Annotated in this window: 14 protein-coding genes and 1 pseudogene; 6 read left to right on the top strand and 9 right to left on the bottom strand. The window is 70.8% G+C overall.

What is annotated here, in order from left to right; translation table 11 throughout:
- Positions 1-589 (top strand): DUF5753 domain-containing protein (locus QH470_RS16625; RefSeq protein WP_280273276.1); only part of this gene is annotated, 589 nt, incomplete at its 5' end.
- A gap of 14 nt (positions 590-603) precedes the next feature.
- On the opposite strand, the gene QH470_RS16620 is transcribed toward QH470_RS16625, so the two are convergent.
- Positions 604-1,683, bottom strand: coding sequence for a fatty acid desaturase family protein (locus QH470_RS16620; protein WP_280273275.1), 1,080 nt, complete (start codon positions 1,681-1,683; stop codon positions 604-606).
- 346 nt (positions 1,684-2,029) lie between these two features.
- Here QH470_RS16620 and QH470_RS16615 point away from each other — a divergent pair, with 346 nt between their 5' ends.
- Entirely contained in the window at positions 2,030-2,563 is a 534-nt protein-coding gene (locus tag QH470_RS16615; protein ID WP_280273274.1) for a hypothetical protein, read from the top strand.
- 85 nt (positions 2,564-2,648) lie between these two features.
- Entirely contained in the window at positions 2,649-2,960 is a 312-nt protein-coding gene (locus tag QH470_RS16610) for a DUF3349 domain-containing protein (protein ID WP_280273273.1), read from the top strand.
- Positions 2,961-2,996: 36 nt separating this feature from the next.
- Here QH470_RS16610 and QH470_RS16605 read toward each other — a convergent pair whose 3' ends face one another.
- The 6 genes from QH470_RS16605 to QH470_RS16580 all read right to left on the bottom strand — a co-directional run bounded on the left by QH470_RS16605 (position 2,997) and on the right by QH470_RS16580 (position 8,813).
- Positions 2,997-3,632, bottom strand: a complete 636-nt coding sequence (locus tag QH470_RS16605) for an alpha/beta fold hydrolase (protein ID WP_280273272.1) — start codon at positions 3,630-3,632, stop codon at positions 2,997-2,999.
- Positions 3,629-4,315 carry a biuret amidohydrolase gene (gene biuH, locus QH470_RS16600; RefSeq protein WP_280273271.1) on the bottom strand — a complete coding sequence of 229 codons (687 nt, stop codon included), beginning with the start codon at positions 4,313-4,315 and terminating at the stop codon, positions 3,629-3,631. The genes QH470_RS16605 and biuH overlap by 4 nt, the downstream gene beginning before the upstream one ends.
- Positions 4,312-5,610, bottom strand: coding sequence for a cytosine permease (locus QH470_RS16595; protein WP_280273270.1), 1,299 nt, complete (start codon positions 5,608-5,610; stop codon positions 4,312-4,314). The genes biuH and QH470_RS16595 overlap by 4 nt, the downstream gene beginning before the upstream one ends.
- Positions 5,607-6,653 carry a cyanuric acid amidohydrolase gene (atzD, locus tag QH470_RS16590; RefSeq protein ID WP_280273269.1) on the bottom strand — a complete coding sequence of 349 codons (1,047 nt, stop codon included), beginning with the start codon at positions 6,651-6,653 and terminating at the stop codon, positions 5,607-5,609. Before atzD ends, QH470_RS16595 begins: the two co-directional genes overlap by 4 nt.
- Entirely contained in the window at positions 6,650-7,966 is a 1,317-nt protein-coding gene (locus tag QH470_RS16585; RefSeq protein ID WP_280273268.1) for a nucleobase:cation symporter-2 family protein, read from the bottom strand. The genes atzD and QH470_RS16585 overlap by 4 nt, the downstream gene beginning before the upstream one ends.
- A gap of 121 nt (positions 7,967-8,087) precedes the next feature.
- Positions 8,088-8,813, bottom strand: coding sequence for a GntR family transcriptional regulator (locus QH470_RS16580; protein WP_280273267.1), 726 nt, complete (start codon positions 8,811-8,813; stop codon positions 8,088-8,090).
- Between QH470_RS16580 and QH470_RS16575 the strand changes: the two genes are divergently transcribed.
- Entirely contained in the window at positions 8,812-9,021 is a 210-nt protein-coding gene (locus tag QH470_RS16575) for a hypothetical protein (protein WP_280273266.1), read from the top strand. The two genes, QH470_RS16580 and QH470_RS16575, sit on opposite strands and share 2 nt — an antisense overlap.
- A gap of 7 nt (positions 9,022-9,028) precedes the next feature.
- Here the strand turns inward: QH470_RS16575 and QH470_RS16570 are convergent, their stop codons facing one another.
- Together QH470_RS16570 and QH470_RS16565 are read right to left on the bottom strand one after the other, a co-directional pair.
- Positions 9,029-9,943 (bottom strand): alpha/beta hydrolase family protein, encoded by a 915-nt coding sequence (locus QH470_RS16570; RefSeq protein ID WP_280273265.1) that lies wholly within the window; start codon positions 9,941-9,943, stop codon positions 9,029-9,031.
- A 51-nt stretch (positions 9,944-9,994) separates the two neighbouring features.
- Positions 9,995-12,121: an acyltransferase family protein gene (locus QH470_RS16565; protein WP_425302689.1), complete on the bottom strand. Its 2,127-nt coding sequence runs from the start codon at positions 12,119-12,121 to the stop codon at positions 9,995-9,997.
- 174 nt (positions 12,122-12,295) lie between these two features.
- Between QH470_RS16565 and QH470_RS16560 the strand changes: the two genes are divergently transcribed.
- Positions 12,296-12,868, top strand: a complete 573-nt coding sequence (locus QH470_RS16560) for an Rv1733c family protein (RefSeq protein ID WP_280273263.1) — start codon at positions 12,296-12,298, stop codon at positions 12,866-12,868.
- 316 nt (positions 12,869-13,184) lie between these two features.
- Positions 13,185-13,504 (top strand): annotated as a pseudogene (locus QH470_RS16555) (hypothetical protein); the annotation flags it as partial.

The raw sequence follows: 13,504 nt of genomic DNA, 5'->3' as shown, positions 1-13,504 counted from the left end.
CTGGTGGCACCGCTACAGCGACCTGCTACCGCAATGGTTCGAGACCTACATCGGCCTCGAGCACGCCGCGCACTCCATCAGAACCTTTGAGGCGCAACTGGTTCCGGGCCTGCTGCAGACCGAGGCCTACACCCGCGCCGTGGTCGCGCTCGGGCACCAGGAGGACGAGGCCAACCGGCGCGTCGAGCTGCGCCGCCACCGGCAGAAGATCCTCGACCGGGTGGGCGGCCCGACGCTGTGGGCGGTGCTGGACGAGACGGTGCTGCACCGGCCGATCGGCGGCAACGACGTGCTGCGCGGGCAGTTGGAGCATCTGGTCGAGATGTCGGATCGGTTGAACGTGACGATCCAGGTGCTGCCGTACGCCGCGGGCGGCCATGCGGCCGCGGGCAGTTCGTTCACGATGCTGCGCTTCGCCGAACCCGAACTCCCCGACCTGGTCTACATCGAACAACTGACCAGTGCCCTCTACCTGGATCGCCTGCGCGATCTGGAGATCTACCGCCTGGTCATGGACCGCCTGAGTGTGCAGGCCGAGCCGCCGGAGGTCTCGCGGCAGATGATGGTGGACGCCGCCGCTCGATTGTGAGCGACCCCGCGCCGTCAGTGCACTTCGACGACTTCGCTTGTGTCCCTGGGCTGTTCGGCGACCACAGGCAGCGGTTCGGCCGCCGCGGGCCGTCGGATCGGGTCGCCGACGGCATGCAGATGGCGCAATGCCTGTGCGTAGGAGTCCAGTAGTCCGGTCTCGCTGTAGGACACGCCGCGCTCGCGGCAGAACTCCACGACCAACGGCTGAGCGTGGCGCAGGTTCGGGCGCGGCATGGACGGGAACAGATGGTGCTCGATCTGATAGTTCAGGCCGCCCATCGCGGTATCGATGAGCCGGCTACCGCGCACGTTGCGGGAGGTGAGCACCTGCCGGCGCAGGAAGTCGGTGGCCTCGTCCGCCGTCAGCACCTCCATGCCCTTGTGGTTGGGGGCGAAGGTGCAACCCATGTAGAACCCGAACAGCATCTGCTGCACGGCGATGAACACCAGCGCCTTGCCCGGCGGCAGCACCGCGAACACGACGGCGAGGTAGCCGACGGCATGGGCGGCCAGCAGCGCGCCTTCCCAGCGACGGTGCGAAATGGGCCACCGCGCCACCGCACGCGCGCTCGCGAAGTGCAGACTTCCGGCCTCCAGCAACAACATCGGGAAGAACAGCCACGCCTGATAGCGGAAGACCCACCGCCGCAGTCCCCGCGCGGTCCCCGCCCGGTCGTGCGAGTGCGCCAGCACACCCATGACGTCCGGATCGGCGCCCTCGGTATTGGGGTGGGCGTGGTGACGGTTGTGGTTACTGGTCCACCAGCCGATGCTGACGCCGATGGCGAGATTGCCGGCGATCAGGCCGAAGAGGTGATTGGCCCGCCGCGTCCGGAAGATCTGCCGGTGCCCGGCGTCGTGCCCCAGGAAGGCGAGCTGCGCGAACACCGCCGCCAGCCAGACGGCCACCGGGAGCTGCCACCACGAGTCGCCGACGAGTACGAACGCCGCCCATCCGCCGATCCACGCCGCGCCCGTGATCGCGCTCTTCCAGCCGTAGTACCGCAACCGGCGCTCCAGCAACCCGGCCTCACGTACCCGCCGCGACAACACCGCGTAGTCGCTGCCCCGCAAAACCTCATAGCTACGCACGGCCAGCTCCGCTCCGACTGTCGTTGTTCCCGGTACACGATGCCATGTCCGGCGACCGGTCTCCGGCTGCCGGACTTCCCGTCACCGGCGATGGACTGCGATCGCGGCGCACCCGTCAGGGCTCATGATCCCGCGACAACATGTCCTCCGGGTGAACGAGCGTCGGATCGGCGAACCCGAGCACCTACCACCTCGATAGGTTGGCGACAAGCCGCCCGCGGCCACCGCCCGTGCCGCCATCGTCGCACAGTACGCCCGGCTCGCGGCGTCGGGCCCGGAGCTGGACGCGGTAGCGGAACGTCTTTCGCGACCGCTCCCGTTTCCTTCGGCGCGGTATCCTGCCGAGGTGGCGGGTCGGGGGAACGAGTTCAAGCCGGATGCACAGGATCCCAAACGCGTACTGTTGCGCACCGGATTGCCGCGGGGCGTCTCGCGGGCGGAGATCACCTATCGGGTCGGCGGCGGGATCCGGGGAACGCGTGTGGTGCGGCGCTCGGAGGCGGAGTTCGCGCACCTGCGGACCGCCGTGGACGATGTCTACGAAGGTCCGTGGGGCGCGCCGGAGCAGCTGACACCGGCTGCGGCCACCCACTACATCGACCAAGCCGAACAGCGAACGGCCTTGCGCGCGGCCGAAATCCAGCGGCACCGCGAATCGATCGATCTGACCTGCCCGTGGTGTGCCCGGCCGCGCACGTATATCGGCGTGCTCGGGTTCGTCACCGGCCACGCCGGGTTCCTCACCGATCACCCCAGTGAACTGGGCCAGCAGGTCGAGAAGCAGCACGCCTACCGGTGCGACCGGTGTGGATCCATGCTGTACTTCGCCGACGGCTATCTGGCGCACCCGTTGCCGGGGCGCCCGGCGACCCCGTCCTGAGAGCCGCGTTTGCGCTCGAAAAGTCGGGCGGGGACGATATCCCCGCGCAGTTCTGCAGCCCCGACAGTCCGCAGACCGGAGACCGATGGCACTTTCCGCACTGCTCACCAAGATCGTCGACTGGTTGCGCGCCGGATATCCCCACGGCGTGCCCGATACCGACTATGTGCCGCTGCTCGCCCTGCTGGCACGGCGCCTGACCGAGGACGAGGTGCGTGCGGTGGCCGAGGAGTTGGTCGCGCAGGGCACCCTCCCCGCCGATCGGGCCGACGTCGGGGTCGGCATCACCAGGATCACCGACGCGATGCCGCGCGAGGCCGACCTCGCCCGCGTCCGCGAGCACCTGCTGGCGGGCGGCTGGCCGGTCGACGACAGCTGGCCCGGCACGCTGCCGTGAGCGAGCTGAGCCGGTAATCGCAAGGCGCGGTACGGGTTACGCACGGCGGGCGCGTCGGTCGACCGACGCGAGCAAACCGGGATCGGCCAATCCACCCTCCAGATGCGCGGCGTGCCCGACGCCCGGCAGAACGAGCCGGCGAGTGCCCAGGTACTCCGCGAGAGCGGCCACCGCGCGGTGCCGCGGGCAGGGCGACCGCGCACCGACGGTGAGCACGACGCGCTCGGGCGCGGCGAGCGGCGCGGGCTCGAAGGCGCCGAACATGGCGAACTCGGCGGCGACGGTAGCCCGCGACGCGCGAGTGCACTCGTGCCGCCACGCCGGACCGTACAGCGCGCGGCCGAATCCCTCGACCCCGCCGGCCGCCAGCCCGGCCGCCACATGGTCGAGCAGGCCCGGGGCGAGCGAGCCCGCCGCGGGTTCGTGAAGCAGCGCACCGGCCAGCGGCACTCCGCGGGCCGCCAGTTCCAGGCCGAGAGTCGCTCCGCCGCTCACGCCGAACACGAACGCGCCCACGCACATCGGCGTCAGGAAGGCGATCTCGGTGTCCAGATCTCCGGACTGCGGACGGTCCGGGGCGAGCACCTCCGCGGTACCGGACAGCGCGGCGGCGGTCGCGTCCCAGACTCGGGAATCGGTTGCCGCGCCGTGGATCAGGACGACCCGTCTCATCCGCCGAGCGCGGCGAGCAGGTCCACCGAGGTCGCCACCGCGCCGAAGATGCCGCCCTGCATGGTGACCATGCTCAGCGCCGCCTCGTGGTGTCGGCGTTCGGTGGCGCCCGTGCAGTCGGACAGCAGCAGGCATTCGTAGCCGCGGTCGTTGGCCTCGCGCAGGGTGGTGTGCACGCAGACGTCGGTGGTGATACCGGTCAGCACGAGATGGGTGATGCCGCGGGTGCGCAGCAGGAGATCCAGGTCGGTGGCGTAGAACGCGCCCTTGCCGGGTTTGTCGATCACCGGCTCGTCCGGCAGCGGCGCCACCTCGGGAACGATTTCCCAGCCGGGTTCGCCGCGCACCAGGATGCGCCCGCGCGGGCCGGCGCTGCCGATCTCGGCGCCGGCCCGGGCCGAGCGCCAGCGCTTGTTGGCGGGCAGATCGGCGAGGTCTGGGCGATGTCCTTCGCGGGTGTGGATCACGGTGAGGCCGTGGCGGCGGGCGGCGTCGAGCACCCGCGCGGTCGGTGCCAGCCCGGCACGGGTGAGGGCGAGGTCGTAGCCCATCTGATCGACGTATCCGCCGGGTCCGCAGAAATCGATCTGCCAGTCGATGAGCAGCAACGCGGTGCGGGCCGGGTCGACGGCGCCGTCGAACGGCCAGGCGTAGGGTTGCGCGGCCACGGTCGGGAGGGTCATACCCCAATCTCCTTGTCTCGAGCGGTCATTGCGCACGCGGCGGTGAAGACGACCGCGGCGGCCAGCAGACCCACCACGGCATCGGACAGCTGCGGCGCGCAGGCGTGGGTGAGCAGCGCGGCGGCGGAACCGCCGAGCCAGCCGGCGAACGGCGGCCAGCGCAGCGCCCGCACTCGGCCCCCGGCGCCGAGGCCGAAGCGCGGCAGGACGAGTTGGTCGAGGATGACCACCGCGCCGATCGGCGGCACGATCACCCCGAGCAGGTTCAGCCACTGCTCGAACCACGACCAGATCCCGGCGACCGCGAGGATCACCCCGACAGTGCCGAGCACGACGGTCAGCCGCCGCATCCGTCCGCGAGTGAGCTGGCTCCAGCCGACCGCGCCGTTGTAGAGGCAGTGCGTGCACACCGAGCCGAGATTGACGAACACGAAGGCCACAGCCAGCGGTACCAGCAGGCCGCCGTGATCGATGAGCAGCCCCAGGAAGTCGCCGCCGTCGGCGGCCGGATCCCGCGCGCCGCCGAGCGCGACGATCAGCCCGCCGATGACCAGCGCGATCATCTGCCCGACCGGGAAGGCCGAGAACGCCGCGAGAAGACCCTCGCGACCGCTGCGCGACCAGCGGGTGAAGTCCGCGGTCATCGTCCCCGAGTCCACGAAGGACGCGATCACCAGCGTGACCGCCGCGCCGAAACTCATCACACCGGTGCCCTGGTAGGCGGTGGGTGAGGCGGGCGCGTCGGCGGCGGCGAGCCCGACCGCGACCAGACCCAGCACCACATAGAACGGCGCGGCGATCATGCCGATCACCGACAGCGCACGGATGCCGAGCAGCGTGACCGCGACGAACGCGACCCCCGTGAGCAGGGTGGTGAGTCGTTCGTGCCAGCCCAGACTGTCGTGCAGGATCGCCCCGGCCATGCCGGTCTGGAAGGCGAACCAGCCGATCACGACGGTCGCGAGGAAGCCGGACGGGATCGCGGCGGCGCGGCGGCCGAAAGTCTCGGCGGCGGTGAGCGCGAAGTTCTTGCCCGTGCGACCGGCGAGGTAGCTCAGCGCGCCGACATAGAGCATCAGGATCAGGCTGCCGGTCGCGATGGCCAGCATCCCGCGCCCGAAGCCGAGCGAGTGCACGATCAGGCCGCCGAAGAGGGCGCAGGTGAGCACCATCGGGAAGCCGAACCACACGGCCGAGACCGACAACAACCCGCGCCGGTGTTCGGCGGGCACCGGGACGTCCTCGAACTCCTCGATGCCCGTACCCGGCGTGCCGGTGATCGTCGTGGCGGTCATCCCCGCACCTCCGGTAGCTCGTATACGACGGTGATGCTGCCGCCGCCGGGAGGACCCTGGTGTTCGGCCCCGCCCGAGACATAGATCGCGCCGTCGCCCTTGAACGCGGCGAGCAGACCGCCGACGGCGGCGCGGGCGTGGCGGGTGGCATTGATGTCGGAGTCGGTGAGCATGGTGTGCCGATGGCCGCGCACCGTGCCCGACGGGTCGGCCTCGGCCTTGGCGAAGATCTGCCGCACGGTGCCGCCGCGCCGAGTGACCTCGTCGAGCAGTGCGGTCACGGCCGCGAGGTCGAGCGCGTCGGCCATCTCGCCGTGCAGCGCGCGCAGCGGGTTGGCGGCCGCGGCGCTCTCGGCGACGACGAGGACATGGCAGTCGTCGAGTTCGGCTCCGGCGCTTGCCGATGCGCGTGCCGACGACACCTCGGCCGTCCCCGACAATGCCGCCGCGGCGGTGGCGGTATCGCATTCGCCCAACGCGACCGCGATGCCGAGGGCGCTGGCCGCACGCGAGCGGCCCATCGATTCATAGGTGTCGTCGCAGATCGGTTCCAGCCCGGCGGCGCGCAGTGCCGCGATCTTGGCGGAGGTCAGCAGCGGGCATTTCACCAGGACGAAGTGCACGTCCGCGGCCGCGACACCGAGTTCGGAGACGAGCTTGCCGACCGTGTCGGTAACGGCGGCGACCTGCGCGGGCCGACCGATCTCCGCCGGATCCAGCGTGCGGGTGCGGCCCGCGGCGGCGACCAGGCCGCGGTCGAATCCCGGATGCCGGGTCTCGTCGCGGACGAACAGAGTGACGTGCGGGCTCAGGACGCCCTCGGTGCCGCCGGAGAACACGGTGACCGCGGCCTCGGGCAGCAGCGGTTCCCAGGCCGCGGCGGCCAGGCTGCGGCTGAAATCGTTGACGCAGCCGTTGCCCTCGGTCTTGCCGACGACGCCGACCACATCGGTGGCGCGCTGCCCGGCGGCGGTGAGCGCCCTCAGCGCGGACACATCGGCAGGACCGGCCGTGGGCACGGTGAGCAGGGTTATCGGGGTCATACGGATGCGCTCCTCCGGGACAGCGGGCCGAGATGGTGGAAGACGAGATTGAGGACGAAGGCGACGATGACCGTGCTGGTGATGGCCCCACCGCAGATGATCTTGGCGGCGGACGGCAGCCCGGAGTACACGTCGGGCGAGACGATCGGGATCATCCCGATGCCCATCGCCGGCGACACGATCAACAGGTTGTCGCTCCCGGAGAAATCGACCTTCGCGAGAGTCGCGATACCCACTCCGGCAACGGTGGCGAACATGACGAGGCTGACCGAGCCGATCACCACGTCGGGCAGGCTCGCCACGAGTTCGCCCATCTTCGGCGCCAGGCCGAGCGCGATGAGGATGCCGCCGGCCACGCCGACGACCCGCCGGCTGGTCACCCCGGTCATCCGCACCAGGCTGACGTTCTGCGCGAACACGGTGTCGGGGAAGGAGGTCAGGAATCCGGCCAGTAGCGCGGACAGTCCGTCGGCGGCAAGCCCGCGAGCCAGCCGCGGCGGTGTGACCCGCTCGCCGGTGGTCTCCGACACGGCCAGCAGGTAGGCGGTCGACTCGGTGTAGATCACCAGCATGACCAGGCACATCGAGATGATTCCGGCGATCGGGAAGGTCGGCGCGCCGAAGAGGAAAAGCCGCGGTATCCCGAACCAGCCCGCCCCGCCCACACCGGCGAAATCGGTCATCGAGAGCAGCGCCGCGACGCCGGTCCCGAGCACCAGCGCGATCAGCACCGCCGACTGTGCGAGCAGGCCGCGGCCGTAACGCAGCAGCGCCACGATCAGCAGCACGATGCCCGCGGCGAGGGCCAGCCGCGAACCGCCGGCGGGCTGGTCGCCGAAGATCATCGTGACCGAGTTGCCGATCAGCGACAGCCCGATCATCGTCACCGCCGCACCCCGCACAACGGGCGGGAAGAACCGGATCAGCCGCGAGAACGGGACCGCGACAAGGACACCGAAGATACCGGCGGCGATCATCGCGCCGTAGACCGCGGACAGGCCGTACTCCTGGCCGATCAGGATCATCGGCGTGACCGCGGTGAACGACGCCCCGACCACGACGGGCATCCGCGCGCCGAGCAGGCGGCCCACCCCGGCGGCCTGCACGACCGTGACCACACCGGCGACCAGCAGATCGGCGTTGACCAGGACGGCCACGGTCGATTTCGCGAGGCCGAGGGCTTCGCCGAAGACGAGCGGCACGGTGACACAACCGGCGTACATCACCAGCACGTGTTGCAGGCCGAAAAGAACGGTGCGCCAAGCGGACAGGCGGCGGGGCGGTGATTCGGTGCCGAGAGTGGCGGCGGACATGCGGGCCTCCAGCGGGACGAGCTATCTCACTGAAGATTTGTATACAAAGAGTATTTCTAGCGCGTTTCCGTTGGTTCAAGCCGGGTTACATGCCAGCACAGCGGAAAGATTTGTATACGAACTAGCCGTTGCGCAAGCCCGCCACCAAGGCCTCGTCCTTCGCGATGTGCTCGCCCATCAGATAACCCGCTTGGATCGGCGACCGGCCGAGAATGGCCTGGGCGATGGCCGCGTGCTCACTCCACGAGCCGGCCGTGCGGGTTTCCAACTGCTGATCGAAGATCCACGACACCCGTCCCAGGATCTGGCCGAGCATGATCTGGAGCTGGTGATTGCCCGAGGCGCGCCCGACCAGCGTGTGGAACTGCACGATCAGCGACGGCAGTTGTTCGTGCGCCGCGGTGCCGCGCCCCAGCTCGACGACCCGCCGGAGTTCGTCGGCGACCTCTCCCCCGCCGCGCTCGGCGGCCAGCTGCGCCGCCAGCACCTCGAGGCCGCGCCGCACCTGCACCAGTTCCAGCGCGGCCGCCCCCGCGGTGTCGGAGACCGTCGCGCCGCGATAGCGGATCAGGGTGACGAACCCCTCGCTGTGCAACTGCGACAACGCTTCTCGGATCGGCACCCGCGAAACCTCGAATCGCCGAGCCAGATCCGTCTCGCGCAACCGGTCGCCCGGCGCCAGACGTCCCGCGAGGATGTCCTCCCGCACCGCGTGCGCGATCGCCTCCCGCGGTGCCACTCCGATACTCTCTCCACCGGCGGCCACGCCGAGAGCGTAGCCGCTGACGGCATGCCGGGGCCGCAGCTGCCATGATGGAAAGGCCGCCGGAACGGGGAGGATCGTCATGCGTCTGATCTCGCTGCTGATGTTCGTGTGGTTGATCGTCGGGGTGGTGGCCGCCGGCCAGCGGGGCTATCTCACCCAGATGTCGCAGAGCTGTGGCGATTTCGGAACCATCGCGCTGAATGTGGTCGCCGGTCCGCTGAACTACCTCGGTGTCGACCCTAAGGTCACCGAATGCACACTGCCCGAACCCAGTTCGACACCGTCGTGACGGCCGCTCAACGCTCGCGCGCGACGTTGTCGAGGATGGTCTTCCACGCGGTGGCCCAGGCCGCCGAGGCGGGCGCGGTGAACTCGGCGTGACCGACGCCCGGGAGTATCTGTAGGTCCGTCGTGTTCCCGGCGCGGCGAGCGGCGCCGACGTAGCGGCGGCTCTGCTCGACGTCCACCACCCGATCGGCCTCTCCGTGCAACGCGCTGATGTGGATACCGCGCGGCAGATGCTCGATCGGCGACGCCTCCAGGTAGCGGTCGGGAACCTCCTCGGGGCCGCCGCCGAGCAGCTTGCGCACCGCCGCGTCACGGCCGTTCCGCACCGCCAGCACCGGATCCAGCACCCCGGCCAGCACCGTGAGGCTGCGGATGCGAACCGCTTGCCGCGCATCGGGATTCGCCGCGAGCCTGCCCGCCGCCCACGCGGCCAGATGCCCACCGGCGGAGTGCCCGGCCAGATGTACGCGCCGCAGGTCCAGCCGTCGGCCGGAACGCTGCTGGACCACGGTCGCCAGCGCGTCGACGGCCTGCTCGACATCGGTGAGGGTGACCGGCCAGCCCCCCGCGCCGTTCACCCGCCGGTACTCGATGTTCCAGACGGCGACACCCTGCTGGGCCAATGCCGTGGACTGCGAGGCGAATTGCGCCAGCGTCCGGTACTGCGCCCAGCTCCCGCCGTGGACCAGCACCACCACCGGGAACGGACCGGAACCGCTCGCGGGCAGGTACAGGTCGCCGTAGGTATCCGCGGCGTTCCCGTAGCCGATGCGCAGCGGCGTCTCCGGTGTCGCGGGCGCGCCCGCGGCGAACACCGCGGGAGTCGCCGGTTCGACCGCCCCGTATCCGGTGGTCAAGGCCACGGCCGCGAACACCGCCGTCACGGCCAGTGCCCGTAACCGGCCGCGCCTGGTTCCCAGCACGATCGGGCACCTCCGTACTCGGTGATCACTCGCCCCGGCAATCCTAGCCGTCTACCACCATCCGAGTATCGGCTGCAGCCGGCGCCCCAGCGGACCGGCCAGTGACCGCGAATAGCTGGCCGTCAGGTGATGCTCGTCGTGGTAGACGAGCACATTGCCGCCGACCACCGGGCACACGTCCGGCTGGCAGACGGCGTCGGTCATGTCGACCGGGAAGACGTTGGGGAACCGGGAGGCCGGCTCGAGTTCCGGATCGACGGGGTCCAGCGCGTCCGTCCGGCGCATGCCGCACGCGATCGGATTGCCGCCCTGGGCAAGGCAATCCGCCGCCCGGTACCGCACGCCGTCGCGCCGCAGCCACGGGGTGTCGCGGACCGCGACGACGTTCAGCCCGCGCTCGCCCAGAGCCGACCACACGTCGAGGTAGTCCTGCGGGGTCTCGTCGCCGCCCTCGTCGCGCGGGCGAGTGCCGGTGGTGAAGACCCAGTCCGGCCGGTCGGCGTCGAGACGATCGATGGCGGCGCGCGACCAGTCGCGGCAGTCCGGATTCGACTCGCCCTTGTAGGTCGCGTCCTCGGCGAGCGTGAGCGGACAACCCATCTTCAGATACACCTGGATGCGGAACGAGTACTGCGCGGCCAGCACCTGCAAGGCCGGAATCCAGTGCTCGGCATGGGAACTCCCGGCCACCGCGAGCGTGCGGGTCGCGGCCGGATCGCCGTAGGTGCAGGTGACGACCTCGCGGGTATCCCAGTCCGCGATGCACCCGTCCGCGGTGGGTGGCGGCACATCGGCGGGCGCCTCGAACACGCTGGGACGCATCGACGCGTGCGGCACGGGCGCGCCGAAGTCGAGCGCCTCCGCACCGGGATACTGCGCCACATCCAGATCGGCGACCGCGTGCGGCGGGTTCAGCCTGGTCACGGCGACCTGCCAGGTGCCCGCGGCGACTGCCACCAGCACGGCGACCAGCGCGACCGCCAATCCGGCCGCCCGGCGGTAGCCGACGAACGCGGCAAGGCCGGTCCGCGCGGGGCGCGTCCGCAACCGCAGCGGTTCCTCGACCCAGCGCTGCGTCACCCACGCCAGCAGCACCGAGAGCACGATCACCAGGAGCCCGCCCGCGAATCCGGCGTCGGTGCGGTTCTGCTCGGCGAGGAAGAAGATCAGGATCGGCCAGTGCCACAGATACAACGGATAGGCGAGATCGCCGAGCCACCGCGCGGTCCGGCCCGACAGGATCCGGATCGGCCACGGCGCCCGGTCGCCGGTGTGACCGTTGCCCGCGACGATGACGGCCACGGCCGCACCGACCGGCAGCAGCGCGGCGGGACCGGGAAAACGGTTGGCGCCGTCGAGGATCAGCCATCCGCACAGCACCACCCCGGCCAATCCCACCCCGGCCAGCACGGCGCGCACGAGCCGCGGCGGCGACAGATACGGGGCGGCCAGCGCCAGTCCCGCTCCCACCAGCAACTCCCAGGCCCGCGCCACGCTGTCGTAGTAGTTCCAGCCCTGCTGAGTGGCCGTGCCGTGCGCCGCGTAACCGAACGACAGCAGGGCCGCCCCGACGACGAGCACGCCCAGCACCGGGCGCGCACTCTCGGGCCGCCCGAGCCACCGCGCGGCCCGGACCAGCGCCGCGACCACCAGCACCGCCACGAGATAGAACTGGCCCTGCACCGACATCGACCACAGGTGCTGCAGGGGGCTCACCGACGGGTCGGCCGCCAGATAATCCGACCACGTCGATGCCAGCTGCCAGTTCTGGACGTAGCACAGCGAGGCCAGGGTCTGCGCGGCGATATTCGCCCACTGCGTGTAGGGCCGCAGCACGACCGCGGCCAGCAGACCGGCGCCGAGTACCACGACCATGGCGGGCAGCAACCGGCGCGCGGTGCGGCGCAGCGTGAAAACCACACCCACGGAACCGGTTCCGTCCGCCCGCCGCAGCAGCAGGCCGGTGAAGAAGAAGCCGGCCAACACCAGGAACACGTCCACACCGCCGGACACCCGGCCGAACCAGATGTGGAACACCACCACCAGCGCGATGGCCACACCGCGCAGACCGTCCAGATCCGCGCGATAGCCGGAGACCGGTAGTGCGCCGTACAGCGGTCGGTTCCGACCGCGAACGAGCACAGCAGGATGAAGGCGGATCGACGGCGACACGACCATTCTCTTACCACGGGTAAAGATTCCGGGCCACTCGTTCGGAAGTCTCGGGCCTCGAGCGCGTAGCAACGGGCGGGCCGCGAACGACACACAGGATGTGAGCGATCGCCCCGGTCGAACACGGTGTGGATCAAGGCCACCGGGCCGGGGCGGCGAAATGGGAAGAGGGTCGTCGAGGTGCGGGATCATCCCTCGATCAGTATTCGCCTGCTGCGGGCCGGGCCGTGGAGCGGCAATCCCCTGATGCGGTCGGGCGACCGGGCACTGGGCGTGCTGCGCGTGGTCGCGGTGCTGGCCTGTCTGGTCGCGGTGCCGTTCGCGGGCGCGGTCGGCACCGCGGTCTACGGCGGCCACGCCGACCGGATTCGCGTCGAGCACGCGACCCGGGCGCGCGTCGAGGCCACGGTCGTCGAGGACCCGCACCGGGTGCGGGCGGCGCGCGGCGGCACGGAGGCCACGGTGCGGTGGGATCGTGACGGCCGCACCGGCACCGCGGTCGTGTCGGTGCCCGAGAATGTGTCCCGCGGTGCGCGGGTGACGGTGTGGCTGGACCCGGGCGGTACTCCGACCGTCCCGCCGACCTGGTCCGGCGCCGCGGTGCTGGCCGGGATCGCCGCGGGCGCGGGTGTGGTCACGGCGACCGCGCTGAGCGGTGCGGGCCTCTGCGCCGCGATGCAGGGCGCCCTGTTCCGCCATCACACCCGGCGGCTCGATTCCGAATGGCGTCAGTTCAGTCCCGGACACCTCTGACCGTCGGCTCGGCCACGATGTGGACCCGGGGCGCAGCGTGCAGCAACACCTGCGGCGCGTGAAGTGCCGGTCCTGGGATGCGCTTGCCGGGAGGTTCCGAAACGGAATCCGGTTTGACACGCTGCGCCCGGGTAGACGAGGAACGCGGCAACGCATGCGCTCCACCCCGTACGCTACGGCCTTCCCGCAGTTGGGCAGCCGCCCGAAATACCGCCTCGGACAACCGGACCGAGTTGCCGCAACTGCCCCGCGTCGACAGCCCGGACGGTCTACACTGCGCTCGCCGGGATCGGGGTCGGACAACCAGGGTGGGCGCATGACGAGCGTCGGGGACATCATCGCGGGCCGATACACGTTGCGGGAGCTGTTCCTCCTGGGCGGCGAGGGCATGGTGTGGCGGGCGGCGGACGAGGAGTTGGGCCGCGACGTCGTGCTGAAATGCCCGCGCCCGGACGACGCGGGCAGCGCCGAGTGCCTGCGGACCGCCGCTCGCAACGCGGCCCGGCTGCGACATCCCCACATCGTCGGGGGGGCCCCCAAGACAGAGGAACCCCGGGGGGGCGGGGGGGGGGGGGGGTTGCAGGGCGGGGGGGGGGGGGGCGCGCGGACCCCCCCGGGGGGGGCACAGGCCCCCCC

Source organism: Nocardia wallacei (genome assembly GCF_029868745.1).
GTDB lineage: Bacteria > Actinomycetota > Actinomycetes > Mycobacteriales > Mycobacteriaceae > Nocardia > Nocardia wallacei_B.
Note: the sequence above shows the minus strand (reverse complement) of the source record. Positions and strands in the feature narration are given on the sequence as shown.

Coding starts and splice junctions, on each gene's coding strand:
- QH470_RS16610 (WP_280273273.1), top strand. CDS start 2,649: ATGGCACTTTCCGCACTGCTCACCAAGATCGTCGACTGGTTGCGCGCC.
- QH470_RS16605 (WP_280273272.1), bottom strand. CDS start 3,632: ATGAGACGGGTCGTCCTGATCCACGGCGCGGCAACCGATTCCCGAGTC.
- biuH (WP_280273271.1), bottom strand. CDS start 4,315: ATGACCCTCCCGACCGTGGCCGCGCAACCCTACGCCTGGCCGTTCGAC.
- QH470_RS16595 (WP_280273270.1), bottom strand. CDS start 5,610: ATGACCGCCACGACGATCACCGGCACGCCGGGTACGGGCATCGAGGAG.
- atzD (WP_280273269.1), bottom strand. CDS start 6,653: ATGACCCCGATAACCCTGCTCACCGTGCCCACGGCCGGTCCTGCCGAT.
- QH470_RS16585 (WP_280273268.1), bottom strand. CDS start 7,966: ATGTCCGCCGCCACTCTCGGCACCGAATCACCGCCCCGCCGCCTGTCC.
- QH470_RS16575 (WP_280273266.1), top strand. CDS start 8,812: ATGCGTCTGATCTCGCTGCTGATGTTCGTGTGGTTGATCGTCGGGGTG.
- QH470_RS16580 (WP_280273267.1), bottom strand. CDS start 8,813: ATGACGATCCTCCCCGTTCCGGCGGCCTTTCCATCATGGCAGCTGCGG.
- QH470_RS16565 (WP_425302689.1), bottom strand. CDS start 12,121: ATGGTCGTGTCGCCGTCGATCCGCCTTCATCCTGCTGTGCTCGTTCGC.